Origin of the sequence: Streptococcus loxodontisalivarius (genome assembly GCF_016908645.1) — a bacterium.
GTDB lineage: Bacteria > Bacillota > Bacilli > Lactobacillales > Streptococcaceae > Streptococcus > Streptococcus loxodontisalivarius.
Window position 1 is genome coordinate 20,297 of sequence record NZ_JAFBEH010000018.1, and the last position, 22,554, is coordinate 42,850.

General features: G+C 37.5%; 27 protein-coding genes and 2 pseudogenes. 5 read left to right on the plus strand and 24 right to left on the minus strand.

Going from position 1 to position 22,554, the window contains the following annotated elements:
- Positions 1 to 5: 5 nt before the first annotated feature.
- On the minus strand, positions 6 to 911 hold the full coding sequence (locus JOC28_RS05125) for an SLAC1 family transporter (RefSeq protein ID WP_205009571.1): 906 nt from the start codon (positions 909 to 911) through the stop codon (positions 6 to 8).
- A 162-nt stretch (positions 912 to 1,073) separates the two neighbouring features.
- Here JOC28_RS05125 and JOC28_RS05130 point away from each other — a divergent pair, with 162 nt between their 5' ends.
- Positions 1,074 to 1,640: a TetR/AcrR family transcriptional regulator gene (locus tag JOC28_RS05130; protein WP_205009572.1), complete on the plus strand. Its 567-nt coding sequence runs from the start codon at positions 1,074 to 1,076 to the stop codon at positions 1,638 to 1,640.
- A 38-nt stretch (positions 1,641 to 1,678) separates the two neighbouring features.
- Here JOC28_RS05130 and dusB read toward each other — a convergent pair whose 3' ends face one another.
- The 3 genes from dusB to JOC28_RS05145 all read right to left on the minus strand — a co-directional run bounded on the left by dusB (position 1,679) and on the right by JOC28_RS05145 (position 4,552).
- Positions 1,679 to 2,656 carry a tRNA dihydrouridine synthase DusB gene (dusB, locus tag JOC28_RS05135; RefSeq protein ID WP_205009573.1) on the minus strand — a complete coding sequence of 326 codons (978 nt, stop codon included), beginning with the start codon at positions 2,654 to 2,656 and terminating at the stop codon, positions 1,679 to 1,681.
- Complete coding sequence (hslO, locus tag JOC28_RS05140) at positions 2,649 to 3,515, minus strand: Hsp33 family molecular chaperone HslO (protein ID WP_205009574.1); 867 nt, start codon at positions 3,513 to 3,515, stop codon at positions 2,649 to 2,651. The genes dusB and hslO overlap by 8 nt, the downstream gene beginning before the upstream one ends.
- A 167-nt stretch (positions 3,516 to 3,682) precedes the next feature.
- Positions 3,683 to 4,552 (minus strand): hypothetical protein, encoded by an 870-nt coding sequence (locus JOC28_RS05145; protein WP_239548881.1) that lies wholly within the window; start codon positions 4,550 to 4,552, stop codon positions 3,683 to 3,685.
- Between the two features lie 131 nt (positions 4,553 to 4,683).
- On the opposite strand from JOC28_RS05145, the gene JOC28_RS05150 reads away from it, so the two are divergent.
- From JOC28_RS05150 to JOC28_RS10880, 3 genes and pseudogenes are all read left to right on the plus strand, one after another.
- Positions 4,684 to 5,511, plus strand: a complete 828-nt coding sequence (locus JOC28_RS05150) for a hypothetical protein (protein WP_205009575.1) — start codon at positions 4,684 to 4,686, stop codon at positions 5,509 to 5,511.
- A 12-nt stretch (positions 5,512 to 5,523) separates the two neighbouring features.
- Positions 5,524 to 5,709: a hypothetical protein gene (locus tag JOC28_RS05155; protein ID WP_205009576.1), complete on the plus strand. Its 186-nt coding sequence runs from the start codon at positions 5,524 to 5,526 to the stop codon at positions 5,707 to 5,709.
- A 176-nt stretch (positions 5,710 to 5,885) separates the two neighbouring features.
- Positions 5,886 to 5,977: pseudogene (locus tag JOC28_RS10880) on the plus strand (IS3 family transposase); the annotation flags it as partial.
- Between the two features lie 108 nt (positions 5,978 to 6,085).
- Here the strand turns inward: JOC28_RS10880 and JOC28_RS05160 are convergent.
- The 19 genes from JOC28_RS05160 to gshAB all read right to left on the minus strand — a co-directional run bounded on the left by JOC28_RS05160 (position 6,086) and on the right by gshAB (position 20,350).
- On the minus strand, positions 6,086 to 6,382 hold the full coding sequence (locus JOC28_RS05160; RefSeq protein ID WP_205009577.1) for a hypothetical protein: 297 nt from the start codon (positions 6,380 to 6,382) through the stop codon (positions 6,086 to 6,088).
- Positions 6,383 to 6,391: 9 nt separating this feature from the next.
- Entirely contained in the window at positions 6,392 to 6,805 is a 414-nt protein-coding gene (locus JOC28_RS05165; protein ID WP_205009578.1) for a hypothetical protein, read from the minus strand.
- Entirely contained in the window at positions 6,790 to 8,031 is a 1,242-nt protein-coding gene (locus JOC28_RS05170) for an Mbeg1-like protein (RefSeq protein ID WP_205009579.1), read from the minus strand. Before JOC28_RS05170 ends, JOC28_RS05165 begins: the two co-directional genes overlap by 16 nt.
- Positions 8,024 to 8,407: a DUF1310 family protein gene (locus tag JOC28_RS05175; protein WP_205009580.1), complete on the minus strand. Its 384-nt coding sequence runs from the start codon at positions 8,405 to 8,407 to the stop codon at positions 8,024 to 8,026. Before JOC28_RS05175 ends, JOC28_RS05170 begins: the two co-directional genes overlap by 8 nt.
- Positions 8,408 to 8,438: 31 nt before the next feature.
- Positions 8,439 to 8,867: a hypothetical protein gene (locus JOC28_RS05180; protein WP_205009581.1), complete on the minus strand. Its 429-nt coding sequence runs from the start codon at positions 8,865 to 8,867 to the stop codon at positions 8,439 to 8,441.
- Between the two features lie 3 nt (positions 8,868 to 8,870).
- Positions 8,871 to 9,266, minus strand: coding sequence for a hypothetical protein (locus JOC28_RS05185; protein ID WP_386701032.1), 396 nt, complete (start codon positions 9,264 to 9,266; stop codon positions 8,871 to 8,873).
- 259 nt (positions 9,267 to 9,525) lie between these two features.
- Positions 9,526 to 9,945, minus strand: coding sequence for a DUF1310 family protein (locus JOC28_RS05190; RefSeq protein WP_205009582.1), 420 nt, complete (start codon positions 9,943 to 9,945; stop codon positions 9,526 to 9,528).
- A gap of 152 nt (positions 9,946 to 10,097) precedes the next feature.
- Positions 10,098 to 10,253: a hypothetical protein gene (locus JOC28_RS05195; RefSeq protein ID WP_205009583.1), complete on the minus strand. Its 156-nt coding sequence runs from the start codon at positions 10,251 to 10,253 to the stop codon at positions 10,098 to 10,100.
- A complete protein-coding gene (locus JOC28_RS05200) occupies positions 10,243 to 10,629 on the minus strand; it encodes a hypothetical protein (protein WP_205009584.1) in 387 nt (128 codons plus the stop codon). The genes JOC28_RS05195 and JOC28_RS05200 overlap by 11 nt, the downstream gene beginning before the upstream one ends.
- Positions 10,630 to 10,668: 39 nt before the next feature.
- A complete protein-coding gene (locus JOC28_RS05205; protein ID WP_239548882.1) occupies positions 10,669 to 10,992 on the minus strand; it encodes a hypothetical protein in 324 nt (107 codons plus the stop codon).
- Between the two features lie 160 nt (positions 10,993 to 11,152).
- Positions 11,153 to 11,575, minus strand: coding sequence for a hypothetical protein (locus tag JOC28_RS05210; RefSeq protein ID WP_205009586.1), 423 nt, complete (start codon positions 11,573 to 11,575; stop codon positions 11,153 to 11,155).
- Between the two features lie 15 nt (positions 11,576 to 11,590).
- On the minus strand, positions 11,591 to 11,833 hold the full coding sequence (locus tag JOC28_RS05215; RefSeq protein ID WP_205009587.1) for a hypothetical protein: 243 nt from the start codon (positions 11,831 to 11,833) through the stop codon (positions 11,591 to 11,593).
- On the minus strand, positions 11,823 to 12,215 hold the full coding sequence (locus JOC28_RS05220) for a hypothetical protein (RefSeq protein ID WP_205009588.1): 393 nt from the start codon (positions 12,213 to 12,215) through the stop codon (positions 11,823 to 11,825). The genes JOC28_RS05215 and JOC28_RS05220 overlap by 11 nt, the downstream gene beginning before the upstream one ends.
- A 91-nt stretch (positions 12,216 to 12,306) precedes the next feature.
- Positions 12,307 to 12,690, minus strand: a complete 384-nt coding sequence (locus JOC28_RS05225) for a DUF1310 family protein (protein ID WP_205009589.1) — start codon at positions 12,688 to 12,690, stop codon at positions 12,307 to 12,309.
- A 150-nt stretch (positions 12,691 to 12,840) separates the two neighbouring features.
- The gene (locus JOC28_RS05230) at positions 12,841 to 13,233 is read right to left on the minus strand and encodes a DUF1310 family protein (protein WP_205009590.1); all 393 of its coding nucleotides are present in this window, start codon (positions 13,231 to 13,233) and stop codon (positions 12,841 to 12,843) included.
- 130 nt (positions 13,234 to 13,363) lie between these two features.
- Positions 13,364 to 14,593, minus strand: coding sequence for an aminoacyltransferase (locus JOC28_RS05235; RefSeq protein WP_205009591.1), 1,230 nt, complete (start codon positions 14,591 to 14,593; stop codon positions 13,364 to 13,366).
- An 844-nt stretch (positions 14,594 to 15,437) separates the two neighbouring features.
- On the minus strand, positions 15,438 to 16,718 hold the full coding sequence (locus JOC28_RS05240) for a toxic anion resistance protein (protein WP_205009592.1): 1,281 nt from the start codon (positions 16,716 to 16,718) through the stop codon (positions 15,438 to 15,440).
- A 15-nt stretch (positions 16,719 to 16,733) separates the two neighbouring features.
- On the minus strand, positions 16,734 to 17,564 hold the full coding sequence (locus tag JOC28_RS05245) for a hypothetical protein (RefSeq protein ID WP_205009599.1): 831 nt from the start codon (positions 17,562 to 17,564) through the stop codon (positions 16,734 to 16,736).
- Positions 17,565 to 18,091: 527 nt separating this feature from the next.
- Positions 18,092 to 20,350 (minus strand): bifunctional glutamate--cysteine ligase GshA/glutathione synthetase GshB, encoded by a 2,259-nt coding sequence (gshAB, locus tag JOC28_RS05250; protein ID WP_205009593.1) that lies wholly within the window; start codon positions 20,348 to 20,350, stop codon positions 18,092 to 18,094.
- Positions 20,351 to 20,794: 444 nt separating this feature from the next.
- On the opposite strand from gshAB, the gene JOC28_RS05255 reads away from it, so the two are divergent.
- Positions 20,795 to 22,087: an adenylosuccinate synthase gene (locus JOC28_RS05255; RefSeq protein WP_205009594.1), complete on the plus strand. Its 1,293-nt coding sequence runs from the start codon at positions 20,795 to 20,797 to the stop codon at positions 22,085 to 22,087.
- 248 nt (positions 22,088 to 22,335) lie between these two features.
- On the opposite strand, the pseudogene JOC28_RS05260 reads toward JOC28_RS05255, so the two are convergent.
- Positions 22,336 to 22,554: pseudogene (locus JOC28_RS05260) on the minus strand (IS110 family transposase); the annotation flags it as partial.

Below are 22,554 nucleotides of genomic sequence, written 5' to 3' on the forward strand. Positions count from 1 at the left end.
TTGTTTTAGGAGTTTTCTTCTTTTCTGATATAAAGGACAAATTCTAGGGCGATATAGCAGACGATTCCAGTTGCTAGCAGTCCTTCTGCAAGTAGTAGTCCTCTTGTCACAGGGGTGATTAGCTCTAATCTTTCCAAGCTAAGTTTGAGGGCGAGAGCTGTTGAGACAGATGGGAAGGTCAGTGCTGCCCAGGCAGGACTAAATTGTTGCTGTGGCAACTTTCGTTCGAGAAATATCGTCAGGAAGTAGAAAAACTGTGAAGCGACGACCAGACTGACTATCCATTGGTTTGAGAATTGCAGAGCGTGACAGGCTAGTAGAAGAAGTGATGATGGTGCTGCCATGATCGCTAGATTTGCCCTTAGAGGCTCTGCTATTTTCCCAAAAATAAAGATGCGATATAAGAAGGCTAACATCAAAATCAGGTAGGAGATAAAGGAAAAGTAAAAGGTAATCAGGCTGAGCGAGGTCAGCTGAAGGGCAGGACCTGTGATACTGGCTGCGGCAATCCCGACATAGATGATAAACCAACTGGGGTAGAAATCATCAATAGTCCAGTGCTTCAGAATTTTGATGGTGAAGAGGATGATAAGAGTCACATGGAGACAAAAGCCAAGTCCCCAGAGGCCTAGTCGCAATCCTAGTGGGAGAAATCCCTGACCTGCCAGAAAGAGAAGAGCCATGGAAAAAGTCCCAAAACTAGATAGGGGGAGGACTGATTTCAGTTCATGTCGAACTCGCTTTTGGTCTCCTATCAGGGTGACCAGAAGGTTGAGTAAAATAAGCCCTGCTAGAGCCAAAAAGGGATAACCTAGCCCCATTACGACTTGATTAAAGAGATTATTGAGGGCAATCAGTCCTAGCATAAGACCAGATATCCCCAAAGGAATTGCTTTTATCAGTGTTTTCATACTCATATTGTAAGTGTTTTTCGTAGGATAGTCAATAATGGCCTTAAATTTCCTTATTTCCCTTGAAAACCCTAGCTTTTTTCACCTGTAATGGTTAGAAAATTTGGACTTGAGACTATAAATTGATATAATGTAAACAAACCTTTTAAGGGGAGAATAGAGATGAGCGTAAGAGAAGATATTATTGATCAAACACAAGATTTGATGTATCGTCAGGGTTATGTGGCGACATCAATCAGCGATATTATGAAGGCTGCCAATGTCGGTAAGGGACAGCTCTATCATTATTTTACATCTAAGAAACAGATTGGAATTGAGGTGACACAGTCACTCATTGAAAAGTGGGACAGAGAACTCTTTCAAGGGATTTTTGCCACAGACCAGTCAGCTGAGGACAAATTTCTTGCCATGCTAGATTGGGTCTACGAATTTCATGAAAATCAAGAGGGTGAAATCTACTATGGTTGCCCAATGGGGAACCTTATCGTTGAGTTATCAGCTCAGGAGAAGGATTTCCGTGTACTTCTAAAAGACTTTATCGATCAGTGGTTAGCTGGTACTGCTAAAGTTTTGCAGGGCATTCATCCAGATTGGTCAGAGAAGAAGAGCCTCCAGGAAGCAAGCAATATTATTGCTACTATTCAAGGGTCTATCCTCATCCTCAAGGTCAGTCAAGACTTGAGCGTTTTGACTAAGACGGTTAATGATCTCAAAGAAAAATATTTGTAAAAAACCTTGGAGCATAACTCCAAGGTTTTGTGTTTATATTAGCGGATAGTGCTAAAAATAGCTTGAACTTCAGCAACAGTGCTTGCGCGTGAGACCTCACCACGGACCTTAGCAGCACCAGCAGTACCACGAAGGTAATGAGGCGCTAAGCCACGGAATTCACGAACGGCGATCATTTCACCTTTCAGATCCACCAAGCGTTTGAGGTGGTCCTCAGCGATATCCAGTTTTTTGTCAAATGGAAGATCAGGCAATTCTTCGCCAGTCTCAAAGAAATGATTGATTTGAGTAAAGAGATATGGGTTGTTCATGGCTGCGCGTCCAATCATAACAGCATCCACACCGATTTCTTCAATCATAAATTTGGCATCTTGAACGCTGCGCACATCACCATTTCCGATAAAGGGAATCTTGGTGATAGCCTTAGAGACACGTCCAAGTGTTTCATGGTCACAGGTTCCAGTGTACATTTGCTCACGTGTACGCCCGTGCATGGCAAGGGCTGAGACACCAGCTGATTCAGCTGCCAAGGCATTTTCAACCGCAAGAGAATTGTCAGCCCAGCCAGTACGCATCTTAACTGTTAGAGGAATATCTAAGACAGAAGTCACTTCTTTAACGATATGATAAATCTTGTCAGGATCCTTGAGCCATTTAGCGCCAGCTTCATTTTTGACGACCTTATTGACTGGGCAACCCATGTTGATATCAACGATATCTGCCTTAGTATTGGTCTGAATAAAGTCAGCTGCACGCTTGAGCCCTTCGGCATCTCCACCGAAGAGTTGGATAGACATTGGATGTTCATTTTCATCGATATGAAGCATGTGAAGGGTCTTTTCATTGTTGTAGAGAAGACCTTTTTCAGAAATCATTTCCATGACAACTAGCCCAGCTCCAAATTCTTTAGCGATGGTACGAAAGGCTGAGTTAGTGACACCTGCCATAGGGGCAAGAACGGTACGATGAGGAATTTCCACATCACCAATCATAAAGGATGAATTGAGCTTAGTCATTGATGAGTGCCTCCAAATCTTGTTCAGTAAATGTATAGGTTTCCCCACAGAATTGACAGGTAATCTCCGCACCGTGATCCTCTTCTGCCATAGCTTTAAGCTCAGCATTTCCAAGAGTAATCAAAGCAGCTTCGAAGCGTTGTCGTGAACAGTCACAGGCGAAGCCAATCTCTTCTTCGGAGAGGACCTTGTAATCTTCATCTCCGTAGATAGCAGATAGGAGGGCATTGATATGGTCGTCAGATTCTAGAAGGGTTGAGATGGCTGGCATTTCTTGGATACGTTTTTCATAGCGAGCAATCTCTTCTTCTGTAGCACCAGGTAGAACTTGTAGCATAAAGCCACCAGCAACCTTGACTTTGTCATCTTGGTCCAAAAGGACATTGAGTCCAACAGCAGAAGGTGTCTGCTCAGACTCTGTCAAGTAGTAGGCAAAATCTTCACCAATTTCACCAGAAATCAAAGGTGTAGTTGAGGTATAAGGATTACCAGTACCATAATCGATAATTGTCACGAAGTGACCATTTCCCATGAAAGGACCGACCAAAACCTCACCAGTCGCTGTCTTTTTAATGTCAACGCCAGTATTTTGAATATAGCCCTTAACATGACCTTTAGTATCAGCTACTGAAATGATATGGCCGAATGAGCTATCGCCGATAACCTTAACAGTAATCTTGCTGTCGCCTTTTTGATTAGCTGCCAAAATCTGGTTGGCAATCAAGGTACGACCAAGTGCAACGGTTGATGATGATAGGGTTTGATGTTTTTCTTGAGCAGTTCGGACTGTCTCAGTGCTATCAAGAACATAAGCACGGAAAGAACCAGAACTTGAAATTGATTTAATAAGTTTATCCATAACTTCTATTATAACACAATGGCTTGATTTTGTATGAGGAAGTGGCGCACAAAGATGTTGTCGGAAATGGAAGGAAAACCCCAGACGATTTTAGAAATTTTGTCTGAGGTTATGGTAAATTGGCTATTCTAGTGAGTTGTGCTTTCTCTAGATTTGTATAAAATCTGTTATAGAAAGTCCTTGTCATCATTGTTCATCATCATGCGTAAACTGATTTCAAAATCACTAAGATCATTTTCATTAAGTCGTCGTAAGGTTTCATCGAGATCCAAATCAAATTGTTCAATGACATTCTTAGCTTGAGCTAAGCGTTGTTCGGAATCATAGTAGTTTTTAGGATTTGCTTTGATTTTGAGATAACCCTCTAAGATATCTTGAAAACGTTCCATATTGATGTCATGTAGTGCAAGTAGCTCAGCTCTATTTGGAGCTTGTTCAATCTTAGTTAAGATAATTAAGTGATCACGTTGAATATTTTGGAAGGAGATTAGCAATTCTGGAGCATAAGCGATGAGACGCTGCACAATATCTAAATTAGATTCCGATGTTGATAAATGTAACAAATTTAGTTGTTCTCTTACACCTTCTTCAATCTCCTGAAGTTTATTTATGAGACGATCATAGACAGACGCTTCAATATGTTTCTTAACTTCATCTGACTCAGTTGTAATTTTCTGGAGTTGAGGGAGGAGGCGCTGTGCAACTTGAGCGTATTTGGGATAATCCTGTTCTTCCAAATAATCTTCTAATAATACAGTAGCTCGATCAGCTTGACGAATATGGTCTTTCAAAGTTTGTAATTGTAAGCTGATTGATTTCTGTTTTTGAATCTGATAATAAGTTATCCCAAAGTAAATAATGGTAATTAAAGCAATAACGGCAACTAAGAGGACAAGGTGATCTTCAAACAGATAGACAATAGCCAAAGTAATGGCGGTGACAGCAGCCAATTGAAGACGAGTAGGTTTTCGATGGCCGTCTGAAGAATATTGAGATGTCCTTTCGTTGGGGCTCTTTTGATGCAAATGATGGTTCATAACTCTCCTAAAATTATTTGATAAAAAATAAGCTACTAATATTTTTATTTTACCTTAAAGTATGATTATAAACAATTCTTATCTAGTCAAAAGATTAGAAATCCTTTATAATCATAATTATGAAGAAGAAAATGAATAGAGAATCAGAAAGCCTTGAAGATATTGCAGAGGAACTTGGTAGAATTGTTGAGCGTCGAATGCTATCAAGGAGGTCATTATTTTCGCCACTCTACATTAGGATGCTTCTTACAGTGTGTACCTTAGTTATACTTGCTATTTTAATAAAAGCTAGTCAAAATATTGAGTTTAAAGTAAGTTCACCAGAATATACAGAGGAAAGAAATTTAAAGACCTATGTGGAGGGTTTATATGAAAATGTTGAACAGAAGGAATTTTTGTGGACCTATGAAGATTTTGAAGAATTGGATGTGAGTTTTGGTCAATCAGAAGCTCAATTACTTCAAATTATTGAAAAATATGGACGTCCAAATGATACCTATTATCGATCCTATCCTAATGAAATATCATCAAATGAAATATCTTCAATAGTAATTACTTATAGCAAGACTATTACTGAATCTCCTCTTAAAACGGTAGATGTTAAGTTGACTTTTTTGCAGAGTGGAGAAGACATAAGCTTACAGGTAAAAAGTGCTCGTAATCTTTATCAATTACCTAATATTGAGAATTATGATATCAAATCTTGGTCAACACAAGATGTGGATCAAATGATAGTTGGTTCGTCTAGTGATGGTACAGGTGGAAGTAGTATTGATCAAGTACTTGAAAAATTTGGGAAACCTTCGGATACAAGTACGTTCGTTATGGGCAGTTCTCTTGACAGTTCTTTACAATGTACCGTTAGTCTGGACTATGAATGGCCAGATACGCAGAAATCTAGTTTTACTTTTATAGAAAATTCTGGTCAATTTTTATTAACTAATAAGTCGATGGAATAGGAGAGTATTGATATGTCAAACGAAAAGAGTTTAGAAAAAGCAAAGGATAGCCTTGATGAGCTTGCTTCTGAAGTTAGTCGATCTTTCGAGATGAAGTACGAAGAGTATCAACAAGGGAAACAGCATATAAAAAATAGTTTCTTTATTCTTTTACTATTAGTTATTGCAGGAATTGGTGCTTATTTAATGTACCGCTAGCCACAGACTAATAATATGAATCCAACTAAATACAGTCAGATGAGATCACTTTCTATGATGACGTACATCTGAGAACAGCTAGGACAAAACCTCTAACAACAAGAAAAGCTTTTCAACTTGATATAAACATAGAAAAGTATAATAGTTTGAAAACTAATTTAATAACATTTATATAATCTGAAATGGTTTATGGGATTGAGAACTCCTATCAATCTCTTAATGAACTTGGGAGAGCAAGACAGATTATATTTTTTACTACAACAAATGAATTGAGACAAAACTAAAAGGACTTAGTCCTGTTCAATACAGAACTAAATCCTTTCAATAATTTCTTATCCAATTTTGGGTTACAATTCATTTCGTCTGGGGTTGATTTTTAGACCTTGTCGTAGTCATCTTTATGCTTATTTACAGTCTCTTCGAGAGCTTTTCGCCCATCGCCTTTGATACTAGTATCTAACTGATTTACAATAGAAGTAATTGCTGATTTTCCATCTTTGACGGCATTATCAATTTTCTGGTCATAGTCTGAAATAATTGATCCTTTTTTCTGAAGAATCAGAGGGGCATGAACTGTTTTAATTAATGTTTTTTCCAGATCTTTTTTTAATTTCTTAAAATCAGTTTCTGTACCCTTTAGTGCCTTACTAGTGCTTGTTGTTAGTTCACTCATCTCTTTTTCCTATCCTAAAATGATACGTTTTCGTTGAGCAAATGAGTCGTCAATCTTCTGCTCAATTTGGCTGTGCTCTTTGCTATATTTGGCATAGAGTTGATCAGATTGTTCTTCAAGTTGTTGGCGTTCTTTATGATAAACCAGGTCTGTGGTATCTGTGTAGTTGGTAATGAGTTGGTTTAGATTTGCAAATGACTCAGAGATATCTGCATCAACTTGCCTTAAAAACGACAGAGATTCATCGTATTTTTCCTCAAGAAAGTTATCAATAGCCCTTTTTCTATCCTCTAATTCAAAAAGAGCTTCATCTAACTTACGACGTTCAGACTGATAGTCATCTTCAAGTTTTTCTAGATGTCTTTTTTGTTTCTTGATTTCATCTTCAAGCTGCTCTAACTGTTTTTCTACTGAACTGACCATTGGTTAAACTCCTGTGCAAGATTACTGTCTGCTGCCAGAGCATCATTGATTCCAGTTTGAATCTTAGTCTCTAGCTGAGAATAGGCAGTAGCTATTTCATCAACTTTACTTCCTTTTTTTGCAAAATGATCTTCTACCTTAGTGACGATGCTATCGTAGGTTACTCCAGCCCCTGCAAAAGCTTCTTGAATCTCATCAATACTTAGCTCAGAAATCCCCCAAGGAGCTGTTTTAGTAGATTGAAAAAGCTCTTCGGCTTCATTAACAGCATCTTTCTTAGCTGTTTCTACCTCGCTTTTAACCGTCTCAGAGGCAGTAACCAAACCTTGAGCAATCAAGCCAGCTTGAACACTATCTAAAAAGAAAGTCTCATTTTTGGAGAGTTTCCCATCTTTTTTCCTCTGAGATTTGAGAGTAGAGAAGTTATACATACCAAGGGATACAGCATCTAAACTAGAACTGTATTTGTTTTCCCAAGCTGAACTGTCGGATTCTATTTGAAGGGAGCCATCAGAGTTCCATTGGTAACCACCCCACATATGTTGTTCAACTGGGTTTATTCTTGACTTACTATCAACATGGTAAACAATACCCACTGCATTTTGGCTATTCAAATCGAACTTATGATTTGAAGTATTTTTAACATAACCCAGTGTAACGAAATCTTTTGGATCAATATAATTATGGATACGGTATTTTAGTGCATCAGCTTTTGCCTTCTGCTTATCTGTCAGAGCAGGATAGGTATTTGGTCCTTCATAAACATAAGCTCCAGAAATGCGGTTGACATCAGAAACATTAGCTAGGGCATATTGAGCATCCATAGAGCCTAGAGAATGACCATAGACATCGATTTTAGCATTAGGATAATCTTCAAGGACTTTATTAAGGGTTTTTGCGGCTGATTTTAACTGAGAAGTAGCTTTAGGGGTAGCTGTAGTGATATTTTTTGCCATAGGAATGTCATTATCTATCCAGTCAACTTTTGAGCCTTCCTGTCCTATTCCCTCTGACCCCTTGTACAAAATAGAAACAGTCTTTTTATCAGGACTTTCCACGACATAGGCATTTAATCCTGTTTTATCCGTAATAACTTGGCGAACGGTACCGATAAGCTTAGTATTTTTTCCACTGCCTATTTTTATAGGGAGCCCTTTATGAATACTTGCATTGTATTCTTGCTGAGCAATTTGCTTACGCTCATACTCACTATAACTATCAGTCATTAGAAGTCTCCTTTTTTACTGAGTCGCTTAATTCTGGTGACCAACTTCCACCTTCACCCACTATTTTGTCTTGCATTTTACCCAAAAAAACTGTTACACTGTAATTTTTATTATCATTTATTCGTAGGTAAACAATTATCCCACCCATAGGATTTTGTTCAAATGAATCAATCTGATATGATTTTATTATACCATCGTCTGTTAAAGCATTTTCATCAATAAATTTTAATTCATCTTCATATATTTTTTGGGCTTCCTCGCTTTTTACGATTTTTGCCATCTCTTGATGCTCAATAATTTCTTTCACTTTCCAACCTCCCAGGCTTATTCCAATAACTGCTAAAACTCCTATAAGGAAAATCCCTACTTTTTTCATATCTCCACCTTTATCCTATTTTATAAATATATTAAAGAATTAATGTACTTATAGTATAGCATAAAGATAGTATACAGAAAACGTTTACTTTTATTTTTGAATTGATTGGATTTTCATTAGCAATCCATTGCCCAGAAATATCAGATTCGATAGTTTTAACGTAACTTAACTTATCACTACCTAAACCAATGCTCTGTAAATCTGTCTCAAAATTTTTGAAATCATTTTGATTTGTTCCTGCATAGGCAATGACAACCTCGCTATAATCCACATTACCATTGTTATCCACTGGAGCCACTGACATAGCTTGCATACCATTGTCGGTATTGTCTTCGGCTCTTAGGACTTGGAATTGACCAGCTGCTACAGCATCACCCGTTTTAACGGGATTAGCTACTTTTCCAGAATCAACATCATAAACGCGATCAGAAATATTTTTGTAATCTTCATCTGTTATCATTTATTACTCCTTGAAATATTCTATTTCAATATCTTTTATAGAATAATCATTACTTAACTTTTCATAACTTTCTTCAAATTCCTTAGGAGAGTAATTAGCTGTTTCAATTTCTCCGCCTAAAGAATCTTCTGAAAAAGAAATATCGTATTTTTCATTGATTGTGGCGGTTATTCTCCAGGTTCCTGTCATATTATTTTTTTGAAATTCAACGAATTCAATTTCTTTAATAGATTCTCCATCAACTAATTCTATGTGTTCAATCAGATAGTTAGCTATCCTATCCTGCTCAAGTTTGTACTTCGTGTTTTCTTCTTTTTTACTCCCAAACATGCTACACCCCTCAAGCGTTAATAACACTCCAATAGCAACTAGTGCAAACAAATTTTTCCATTTCTTCATTCTAATTCCCTTATCCTATTTTATAAATAAATTAAAGAATTAACGTACTTACGATCTTCTTCAAACTTATATTGGGATTCTTTCTCGCTATTAAAATTGTTAAACATCAAAACTCCACCCATTATTAAAACAATTAGTCTCATTAGTATTATCGTAGACTTGGGAGACTCGACCAACATAGGTTCTATTTTGAGTTTGGACTTTACTTCCTTTTTGTAGATTAGGTAGGTACTCAGTCATAGCAGTCTGTAAATTTATATCATTTATATACTTTGACAGACTGCTCCTCCTTTTTATCCAACATATCAGCTAAATTGGGAGATTCAGAGTAGTAGGCTGAGTGGTAAGTACCATCACCATTATCTATTAAATTAAAATCAATGTATAAATATGAGTTGCTATTTAATATGATTTTTACCATTAGCCCACCCATAGGATTATAAGATAGACTGTTTTTATCTACTGTATAATTTCTTATAGAGCCATTTTCTTGGAAAGCATTAGAATCAATATAAGATAAAATGTATTCTTCATAAACTACCTTAGCTTCGTTACTCATTGCAATATTAATCATTTCCTGATATTGAACTTTTTGTTGATAGTTCATAAACAATATACCTCCGAAGATCAGACCAAGGATACCGATTGGTAGCACAATAGATAAAAGTTTTTTCTTCATATCTCCTCCGTTATCCTATTTTACAAATATATTAAAGAATTAATGTACCTATAGTATAGCATAAAGATAATATACAGAAAACGCTTACTTTTATTTTTGAAACGATATGTTTACCAATAGTTACTGCCATAGTCTACATATCATTGTCGGAGTTATCTTTGGCTCTTAGGACTTGGAAAGTTTGATTGTTTGATTGTTTGATTGTTTGATTGAAAGGTATAACCTTTTTTCACAGTATAATTTTCTTTTCCAAACTCTACGGCATAAACTCTTTTGGCAATATCATTGTAATTTTTATCAGTTACCATTTTTTTCTCCCAAATAAATGATTTCAATAGAACTTATGTCTGTTTTCAACCTTTTTTCTGATTTTTCTTTTAGTTTAAAAGAATCAGGATTCCATCCTGGAGAATAACTGTCCACATCATAAATATCATCCCCTACAGAAATAGACAGATAACTATTTTCATTTACTTTCACATTAATAAAAGTTGTTCCTGCAAGCTTGTTTGGGTCTATATTTTCAAATTCAACAATTTTGATTTCTTCAAAATTGTTAGCAATATACTGTACAATCTGATTTTGTTGTTCTTTTGTTAAAGTAGATTTATTAGACATACTACAACCTCCTAAAATGGCAATTAAGCTGGTCAAGCTTAAAATAAATAACAATCTTTTTTTCATTCAAACTCCCTTATCCAATTTTATAAATATATTAAAGAATTATTCTCCCAGGTATGTAATTTGAATATCACTAGTATCGATATTTTCTGTTAATAAAACATTCTCTCGTTCTAATGATTTAAATGTCTCAATAGGGCTAAGACCAATCTCGTCTGTAGAGTTATTAAGCCTTTCTATATTTCTTATTGATATACCTGTTTTATACTTTTCATTGTTATTTATAATAAATAGTAAATTGTATGTTCCAGTCTTAGTATCCTGACTAAATTTGATAAACTCTATACTTTGAATATCATAATTTCTCGCAATTCGTTTAACCACATTGTCCTGTTGTTCTTTTGTTAAAGTAGATTTACTAGACATACTACATCCTCCTAAAATGGTAATTAAGCTTAAAATAAATAATAATCTTTTCTTCATTTTAATTCTTTTATTCTATTGAATATGCTTTATCAGGCTCAACATTATAAACTTGTCCTGCGAGAGTGTTGCAGCTGTTATCTTGTATCATATTTTCTCTCCATTAACTGCTTGAATAAGTGATGGTTACATTGGATAAATCTACCTTAAGTTCATTAGAAATAATTTTTTTACTAATGGATACTGGTGAGTCATCTTTGTTCTCTTCGTTTTCTAACAAATGGAAACTATCAGAATGATATGAGATGCCACTTATTGAAGTAATATCTTTTCTATCTCCTAATGAAAATGATATTTTATTAGTTTTATTTACTATAACAGTGACTCCCCAATAACCAGTTTCATTGGAATATCCCCACTTTTTAAAAGTAATTGTCTCAACATCACTATATCTACTAACTATATATTTTGCTAGATCATTTTCCGTCTTCTTTACCTGTTCGTTTGATATTTTATTCACACTACAGCCTCCTAAAATGGCAATTAGGCTGAACAAGCTTAAAATAAATAATAATCTTTTTTTCATTTCAGCTCCCTTATCCTATTTTATAAATAAAGGTAATACACAGAAGAATCTTACTTTCATTTTTGAAACGATATGTTCACAAATGATTATTACCATAGCCTGCATACCGTTGTCGGTGTTATCTTCGGCTATTAGGACTTGGAAAGTTTGATTGTTTGATTGAAAGGTATAACCTTTTTTCACAGTATAATTTTCTTTTCCAAACTCTACAGCATAAACCCTTTTGGCAGTATCATTGTAATTTTTATCAGTTACCATTTTGTTCTCCCAAATAAATGATTTCAATAGAACTTATGTCTGTTTTCAACCTTTTTTCTGATTTTTCTTTTAGTTTAAAAGAATCAGGATTCCATCCTGGAGAATAATTATCTACATCATAAATATCATCCCCTACAGAAATAGACAGATAACTATTTTCATTTACTTTCAGATTAATAAAAGTTGTTTCTGCAAGCTTGTTATGGTCTATATTTTCAAATTCAACAATTTTGATTTCTTCAAAATTGTTAGCAATATACTGTACAATCTGATTTTGTTGTTCTTTTGTTAAAGTAGATTTATTAGATGTACTGCATCCTTCTAAAATAGTTATAAAACATACCATCCCTATAAGGACTAAGAAATATTTTTTTAACTTCATACAAGCTCCTTTGGCTATCTTATTTAAATAAGTTAGAAACACGAATTGAAACTTAAAGATTTAATTGTTTCTCTTGGTACCAATATAACTATTAGTCATTAGAAGTTTCCTTTCTTACTAAATTGGCTAATTCTGGTGAGGAACTCCCACCTTCCCCCACTATTTTGTCTTGCATTTTACCTAAATTGACTGTAACTTCGTAATTTTTGTTATCATTTATCCGAAGATGGACGAATATTCCTCCCATTGGATTCCGTTTAAATGAATCAATCTGATATGATTTTATTATGCCATTGTCTGTTAAATCATTTTCATCAATAAATTTTAATTGATCCTCATATATTTTTTGGGCTTCCTCGCTTTTTACGATTTTTGCCATCTCTTGATGCTCAATAATTTCTTTCACTTTCCAACCTCCCAGGCTTATTCCAATGACTGCTAATACTCCTATAAGGAAAATTCCTACTTTTCTCATATCTTCTCCCTTATCCTATTTTATAAATAAATTAAATAATAACTGATTTCTATGTTGCTTCCCTTATCTGATTTTACTATCATTGTTTGATTAGGTGTATCATTTATATCCTCTTCATTTGCAATTCTCTGTCATTCATGATCAGAATATTTAACCATTATTACTTATACTCTCTTTTATAAATTTTGAGAATTCTTTAGAGTATCCTCCTCCTGATTGTTTTAAAACACCCTTATCTTTCTCTAATGTAAAATGCATAAGTAATTCATGATTATTATTGATATAGATATCAAATAAAATTCCCCCCATAGGGCTACGCTTAATGGTCGTATCATCAATCATGTATGTCTTAATAATCCCCTTTTTTGTTAGAGCGTTTTTATCATAAATTTTTAAATTATCCTCAATAATATTTTTGACGTCGTTACTATTTACGATCTTTATTATTCCTTGCTGCTCGACGGTTTCTTTTATTTTCCATCCTCCTAGACTTATTCCAATAACTGCTAAAACTCCTATAAGGAAAATCCCTACTTTTTTCATATCTTCTCCTGATTGCAATTTTAAAAATAAATTAAAGACTTAATATATTTATAGTATAGCATGATTTTGCTGGTGTGCTTGGAGTAACTAAAATCCCCAGACGATAAAAATTTCATCTGGGGATTAGTCGTTATCTTGCTAGAGCTTTTTTGGCAAACTGGATAATTTTATAGGTTGTTGGTTTTGGATAGTAGCGGAAGGTTCCCATCTTACGGACGATGTAGCCATTAAAGTTTTGTTTGAAGCGAAGGACACCGTCGCAACCATCGAATTTTCCTTGAATACCTAAGAAGTTGTAGAGAGGAATTCCTCTCTTGATTGCCTTAGTCATAGCAGCATCTTGTAGCAATGCTGGCGCAGCCAAGAAATTGTAGTCTGTATAGAAACCACCAAAGAGATAGGTCACTTCAGCCGAACTATAGAGGACAAGGTTCGATGCCAGAGCTATTTCAGTATTTCCAAATTTTTGAGCATAAGGAAGTATCTGTTGGATCTCAGCCTCTTTCTTGTCTAAGAGTCCAAGACTGTGTTTATAATTGGCAGTTAGTTTTTTAGTGCTATTTTTTTCTAGTTGCTTTTCTAGGTTGGCTAGGCTCTTTTTGAGAGCCTTATTTTCTTCCTGAAGTTTTTCGAGATAATCTTGAAAATGGATTGTAGCGGTTAGAAACTCCGCCTTGTCTCCAAACATATCAAAGAGATTTTCATAGTAGGAAAGTGGCTTTGCAGCGTAGCCATTGCGCTCAGCGGTGCTATCTTGAATATCTTTGAAAATCTGTAACTCATTGCGCTCTAAATTTCTGACTTTAAGCCCCACTTTACGGGCTTTTTTGACGAGACGTTGACCATTTTTATTGTAGGACTTGAGAAGTTGGTCCTCTGTGAGGTCTGTCAGATCCTTGACAAAGTGCCAAGTTGACTCGCCATTAGGATAGCCAACTGTCAGTCCATCGTGTTGAAAACCGATAGTTTGCAAGGAAGTTAGCTGATCATGAAAGCTGTCAGAAAGAGGATTACCGTTTTTGTCAAAGATTTGAAAATCTTCATAGGGCTTAACGACGAGCTCTAAGACATTGTGCTTTTTGGCATAAGTCTGTAATAGCCTATAAAAACTCAGCAGATGATCGGGTTTGCTATAGACGGGACCTGAATGCAGCTCCATGCGAAGACCACCAAGCATCTTACGTGAGTAGAGACTGGCAATGATTTCTAGATTGCCATCAACCTCTAGACCAATATAGTGGACCTGATTTCCCTGTCTATCCAACAAATCACACATTTCCTTAGACTGCATGAATGAAAAATTAGTCATCTGAGCCAGAGTCTGTTCATAGTTTTCTTTCGTTAATTCCTTGAGTTTCATATCCTAACCTCATATTTTCTCTTTTCAATAAATCTATTCGTAAATCCGCAGCTTTGATCAAAAATTTTTTTGAAAATAGCTGAGCTAAATGACGTCTAAAATGATATTATCAAAAAACTAGAAGATTTTGCAAGTGCTTACAAGGTTTTAATGACTTACTTTATTTATATATGTTTGTATAGTTTTAAACTATATCTGATAAAAATTCTAAAAACAGATAAATTAAAGTTTGAAAAGCTAAATATATACAGAAAACCCAGTTAATAGGAATAATTAACCGGGTTTTAATTTGATACAAAAAATTGAAAAAATATTTTTTGAAAGAGAGTTATAGGCTGTAACTATAGGTAATCGTAGTTATCTATAGTTGAGCTCTTCGGATCTTACTCGCCCTCGGGAGTGACATCTTCCCGAGGTTTCTCGACCTCAGCCTGCACTTCACGCCCCTCATTAAGGAGAGGTTCAACAGTTTGGGGAACTGTTGAATGTTGCGGATGGTAGAAACGTTAGTTTCTTACATTTGAGCTCTTCGAAGCTTATTCTTACTCAGGAGTGACATCTTCCCGAGGTTTTTCGACCTCAGCTTGAACTTCACGCCCTTCATTGAGAAGAGGCTCAACAGTTTGGGTAACCTGTTGAAGGTTGCGGATAGTAGAAACGTCAGTTTCTTACAGTTGGGCTCTTCTGATTTTACTCGCTCTCAGGAGTGACATCATCCCGAAGTTTCTCGACCTCAGCCTGTACTTCACGCCCTTCATTAAGGAGAGGTTCAACAGTTTGGGTAACCTGTTGAAGGTTGCGGATAGTAGAAACGTTAGTTTCTTACATTTGAGCTCTTAGAATTTTACTCACCCTCAGGAGTGACATCATCCCGAGGTTTCTCGACCTCAGCTTGTACTTCACGTCCTTCATTAAGAAGAGCTTGCACGATTTTTTCGTCACGGAGTTTGACCGAGTCATTAATGGTTTCAGCTGATTTGACGATAGCTGATTCAAGTTGGGCACGCTGTTTGCGACCGTTGTCAATTGCTGCAATGATGCCGTTATTCTGTGCGACAAGGCTTTCAGCTAGAGCTGTAACAGATTCAACAGTGACAGTAGGGCTTTGTGCAGAGCGTTCCAAGGCTGGAATAGCTTCTTTGCTGGTTTCAGCGAGCATTTGAAGGGCAGCATTATTAGCATTGACAATCGCATCCGCTGTGGCACCTGATTTGATAGATTGTTGCAACATGCCAAGTTGAGCGATAGAGAGCTTCATAGTTGGAATGGTGTTGCGACGCAACATACCAAGTTTCTGACGCATATCAGAAGAAACCTTAACCAGATTACGCATCTGAGGTGTTGTTGCCCAGGCAACATAGAGACGGCTAACATACTCAGTATGCTGTTGCTCAAGGGTATTGACAACTTCTGTCATACGAGCCAATTCATTAGATTTGATTTGATAATCAGGTGTTGAGCTGTCCAGTGTTGCAAGTTCTGTTTGCAGATTACCCGCACGTTTGGCAGATTCTGCTTGGCTAGCCTCGATAAAGGCGATAACTCCAACCAAATTCTCGATAGATTTGGTATTATCTTCAATCAGTTTTTCAGCTGAGACAATATTACGAGCAAGGGTATCTTCTTGTTTAACGACAGTCACAGACATGCCATCCAATTTCTCCTCGACTGTTTTTGAGTCAAAGTAAAATTCTTGCAAGGTATCTTTGGTTTGTTTGAAGAATTTTGAGAAGAAGCCCTGCTTTTTCTCAAGTTCTGCAGGTTTGGCATCCTTGTATTTAGCAACGAAACCATTGAGTTCGCGGTTTGCATTGAGCAGAAGTTCATCAACTTGTGGAATTTCCAATTTTTTCTGCTCTGAGAGAATGTGGTTGACAGTCTGATTGACGTTTTCAACAGCTGATGTTCCAAAGTCCAAAAGGGCATTCTGGTCAGCGATAAAGCTGTCAACAATAGCTGGCGCCTTAGCTTGGATTGCTTCTTGTTGTTCGGGCGTCAGCTTTTCCAAGAAAGCCATTTGACCTGTGCTTGTCGCTGAGGTTTCAATGATTTCAGTTGTCTTATCCTTAGTTGCGATTGCATTGTTAGCAATCTGATCAATATCAAAATTAAATGTATCTGCCATGTTGTTCTCCTATCTTTATAAATCGTCTTTGCTGGCGTCTCTTTGCGTCATCATGCGTAGGCTAATTTCAAAATCGCTGAGCTGGTTCTCATTGAGCTTACGCAAGGTCTCATCCAAGTCCAAATCAAATTTTTCCAGCGCAGACTTGGCTTGCGCTAATCGTTCATCAGCATTGTAAAAGTCTTTTGGAGACCGTTTAATTTGAAGGTAGCCTTGCAGGATATCATCAAAACGCTTCATGTTGATGTCGTGAATAGCTTCAAGTTCAGCCTTGTTGTCAGCTTTTTCCAATTTTTCCAGAACTAACCTATGGTCGGCTTGGATATTACGGTAGGTCTCCAGAATCTCAGGTGCAAGCTTGTAGATTTCCTTTTCATCGCTAGTCTGTGGGCTAGCTGACGGTGTGACATGAAGCTTAGTCAGTTGAGCAGTGATGTCCTCTTTTTCATCTTCAGCCTTTTTAACGATACGCTTATAGATGGAAAGGTCCATATCATTTTTGAGCTCCTTAGCTTCCTTGTCAATGCTCTCTAATTGAGGAAGAACCTGATTGGCTAGGACGGCATATTGTGTGTAGTCTTTCTCATCAAGGTAATTTTCCAAGAGTTTCAGTTGGCGATCGCAACGACCGATACTGTCCTTTAAATCTTGGAGTCTAGCTGCTGTGTTTGCTTTTTGCAGACTTGATTTACGAGTAGCGAGCTTGTAGACCCCATAGCCTGCACCTCCAATGAGCAGTAGGGGCAAAATATATTGAATAAAGAGCACCAATCCGATAAGAATAAGGAAAGCAAGTCCGATGATTCCTCCGAAACTGGATTGGCGACGATAAGGTTTTCGACCCATAGACATACCTAATACTTTCTACTTATAGTTTCTATCATTTTACCTTAAATTAGGGGGAAAAGACAATATTTAACAGATAAGAATCTTTCCCGTTGTTGTACTTTTAGTATATTTTGTTGCTTTTCTTAGGTAGTGAGGGGCGGAAGCGACCGACTATCGAAACGATAGAGACAAGCTTGCGCTTGTTCTATTTCCAACCTTTAACAGTCCACCGGACTGTTAAAGCATTCCTTTCTAGCGAACCCGAAGTCTCGCTAACCCCTAGTGCTAGAACTTTTCAGTTCTAGCACTTCCACTACGGCGAAAAGCAACTGGGTTACCTCAAACAGTCTCCCAGACTGTTTGAGCACTTCGCTCGCCCAGTAGCTGACGCATCTAAACGTAATCTATCGTGCTCATACGATGAAATTCTTATTTTACCGTGGCAATTTTTATTTTTGCTATTCGGCAATCTCTTGTTTGCGTTGGGTTTAGCAACAGTGGGAATGGTTTGATAAAACCAGCCAAATTTGACTGGTCTTCATTTTCTAATCATCCAATTCAGGGAAGAGTTTAGCTAGGATTTTTGGTGTGATAGCTTGTCCAGGTCCTTCATGGCAGTAGGTATGCATGTACATAGAAGGGTTAAAATTGAGTTCAATGCAGGTACAGTTTGCCTGCTCTTTTAGAGAAGGTTGACTAGCGTCTGGAATAATCAAATCCACACCGCAGGCCCAGGCTCCCATTGCAGTTGCCATTTGAGCAGCCAATTCCTTATAAGATGGGTCCATCTTATCGGTGACATCGATAGAATCTCCACCTGTTGAGATATTTGAATTCCCACGCAGGTCAGCCTTTTGTCCATCAGCGAGGATGGTCTCAGGTGTAAAGCCTTGCTGATCTAGCATGAGTAGCTCGATATCTCCAAGATTGATGATTTCAAGAGGAGAACGGTGGTCACGACCACGTAGAGGATTTTGATTTTTTAAGGCAACCAATTCAGCGATAGTATGTTTTCCATCTCCAACAACATTGGCAGCCACACGTAGAAGCACTGCCTCGCATTTGCCATCAAGAACGAAGAAACGGTATTCGGTACCAGCGACAAATTCTTCAACCAAGAGACTAGAGTCTTCCTTGAAGGCGATATCCAGAGCTTTCTCATAGTCTTCTAGGTTAGCTGCTTCTTGAAAAATAGAGATACCCAGTCCAAAATTAGTAGATTTTGGCTTCACAACGATAGGTTTTTTCTGAATGATGGGGTAGTAGGCTAGAGCACTATCTTTGTCATCAAACTCACTACCTGCTGGTACGGGGAAACCTGCCTGAGACAGAATTTTCTTAGTGACAACCTTATTTGCCATGGCTAGGGGAATGACATAGTTATCCTTAGAGGTCATATTACCATTTTTGACATATTCGACATGGTCACCATGCCAAAGCTTGAGAAACTGATCGCTCTCATCTAAAATTTGGAAATTCACACCCTTTTGAATAACATCAAAGAGGAGCATTTGAGTTGATAACTCCATTGACTCGTAGCCCTTGAGAGCGTAGTGGGCAGTCCAAGCATACTCTTTATATGCCAAACCGTGCTTACGACCAAAGTCCTGCAGTGACTGATTTTGGATATGCTGAGCGAGCTGTCCACCGATAGTCAGGCTTGGATCCTCAATCGCTGCTTCAATTTTTGAGATTAAGTCTTGATAGTAACTATTTAGTTGGAAATGCTGGGCTAAGTCACGAAAAGCCTGCAACAAATCTTGGATTGGTGCTTCTTTAGGAAGTTTATCCAGCGGATGGGCTAGCGCAACTTGCTCATTGATATCTTTTCCAAGCTGGATAGCCTGGTCAACATCCTCAACCTTATCCAGCCAGAGGAGGCTAAGTGCAAATAGATGAACAATATCCAAGGTCTCCTGTGTAATACCACGATTGTCAAAAGGATTGAGGTCAAAACATCTAAATTCTAAATAGCTGACGCCTTTTTCAAGATAGTCACGATTGCGTTTGCTGCCACGAAGTCGGACAGAAGAGTAGAACTCCTTCTCAGCAATCAACTGACCTGAAGAGACATAGCCTTCAATATCTGAAATGTATTTTTCCAAACTCTGATAAGAAACCTTGATATCATCATGATTGACATAGCCAAATTGACTGTTGCGAAGAGATCGAACAGGTCCTTTCAAGTCGCTATCCAAAAAGCCCTGCTCTGCAATTGGGCTTGCCCCAAAAAGATAGGTTAGGAAGAACTTATAGCGCAAGAAGTTTTGTGCCAGTTTGAGGTGGAGATCGTTTTTAAAGTCAACTAAACTATCGTAATGACTGGTTTCAAAGAGACTAGCCACCAAGTCCTTGCCCAGTTCCATATTGAAATGAATGCCACTCATAGACTGGAGTTTTTTGCCATAGACATCTGCCAAATGCTGACGATAGTCACATTCAAACTGACTGTCTAGCTTAGCGATTTCAATCTCATCCTCTTCAATCTGAGGTGGCATAGAGAGAGGCCAGAGATAGTCATCGTCATCCAAGGAACGTCCAGCAACATCTGTGATGGCACCCAAAAATCGCAGAGCTTCTTTGGTAGATTGACCGATAGGAGTGATCAACTCAATCTGAGGTTCGCTGTAATCCGTCTGGATATAAGGATGGAAGGAGCGTGAACCTAGCGTCTTAGGATGTGGCTTCTGGGAGACACGCCCCGTTTTTTGAGAGACACGTAGGCTTTCACGTTCTAAGCCGAAAGTCGCCTGAAGGATGGGAAGAGTCTTTGGAGACTCTTGAAGAATACCGTTTAAATGCATAGCAATCCTTTCTAAAAACAGGCTGAAAACTCTTTTTGAGGAGGGGACTTTCAGACTGTTTCATCTATAAGAAACACTAGTTATATCTTGATTGCGCTAGTGTTGGTGAGGTAAAAATTCTTTTTATGATAAATATTGTAGCTTAAATCGTTTTCAAAAAGCAATTTTCTACTACGAAGGTTCGGAATTTTTTGAAAATAAACTAATATCCGAACGACTAATAAATATTGTTCGTCTTTTGATGTATATTTAAGTTATTTTCATTTACGAATAGAGCTATTAACTGAATATTGACTTTTTATTGAAAAAACGTCTGTTATTTTGGTATAATGGATTGTAAGATAAAACAGCAGGTGAAATTCCTGCCTAGTGATATTCTGAAAGGATTTGAAGAGAGTTCTGGCTCGTTTTACTTGCTAGACCTGTCTTCTAGGTATCTTAGTTATGACATCAGTAGTAGTTGTTGGTACCCAGTGGGGTGACGAAGGTAAGGGGAAAATCACAGACTTCCTTAGTCAAGATGCAGAAGTGATTGCTCGTTACCAAGGTGGTGACAATGCAGGGCATACTATCGTAATCGATGGCAAGAAGTTCAAACTTCACCTGATTCCATCTGGTATTTTCTTCCCTGAGAAAATCTCTGTTATCGGTAACGGTGTCGTTGTCAATCCAAAATCATTGGTCAAAGAGTTGGCTTATCTTCACGAAGAAGGTGTTTCAACAGATAGTCTTCGTATCTCAGACCGTGCTCACGTGATTCTTCCATATCATATCAAACTCGACCAACTCCAAGAAGCTGCTAAGGGCGATAACAAGATTGGTACAACCAACAAGGGTATCGGTCCAGCTTATATGGATAAGGCTGCGCGTGTCGGCATTCGTATCGCCGACCTTTTGGACAAAGAAATCTTTGCAGAGCGTCTTAAAATTAATTTGGAAGAAAAGAACCGTCAATTCACAAAACTCTATGATGACACAGCGATTGACTTTGATGACATTTTCGAAGAGTATTATGAATATGGTCAACAAATCAAGAAATATGTAACAGATACTTCAGTTATCTTGAACGATGCCTTGGATGCAGGTAAACGTGTTCTCTTTGAAGGTGCTCAAGGTGTTATGTTGGACATTGACCAAGGAACTTATCCATTTGTTACCTCATCTAATCCAGTTGCTGGTGGTGTAACGATTGGTTCAGGTGTTGGTCCATCTAAAATCAATAAGGTTGTAGGTGTATGTAAAGCCTACACTAGCCGTGTTGGAGACGGTCCATTCCCAACTGAACTCTTTGATGAAGTTGGAGAACGCATCCGTGAAATCGGTCACGAATACGGGACAACAACTGGACGTCCACGTCGTGTTGGTTGGTTTGACTCAGTTGTTATGCGCCACAGTCGTCGTGTATCAGGAATTACCAACCTCTCTCTTAACTCAATTGACGTTCTTTCAGGACTTGACACTGTTAAAATCTGTGTGGCCTACGACCTTGATGGTGAACGCATTGACCACTACCCAGCAAGCTTGGAACAACTCAAACGTTGTAAACCAATCTATGAAGAATTGCCAGGCTGGCAAGAAGATATTACAGGTGTTCGCAGCCTAGAAGATCTTCCAGAAAATGCCCGCAACTACGTTCGCCGTGTCGGTGAGTTGGTAGGTGTCCGCATTTCAACCTTCTCAGTTGGACCAGACCGTGATCAAACGAATATTTTGGAATCTGTTTGGGCAAATATTTAAGATTAATTTAGAAACTTGAAATACTGATTTCAGGTTTCTTTTCTATATATAAGGAATTTAAGGAGTTTCTATGTTTCTACCAATTGTCAAGTATTTCAATGCTTTAAAGAGAAAATAATTTTTAGACAGTAGATATTTTGAGATTACTATCTGATTTTTGCACTCATTTAGCTTAAAAAGCGTACGCAAAAACAACACCTTATGTTGAAAAAATTTGATAAGGTGTTACAATGATAGGGCATAAGACTTTACTGACTTTTGGCTAAGTTATAGTCGTAAAGTTTATTATGCGTGATGAGGTAATGTATCGTTCTGATAAGACGATGCATAGAGGCAATTGTATGTGGCTTGGTTGAAGCCGTTTGCGATTGCCTTTTTCGTTTCTCATAGAAGTCTGCGATATGACAAGGATTGGTGTGGCTAGCAGAAGTAATGTTGTGAATACACTTGAAAAGAATCTTTCTAGC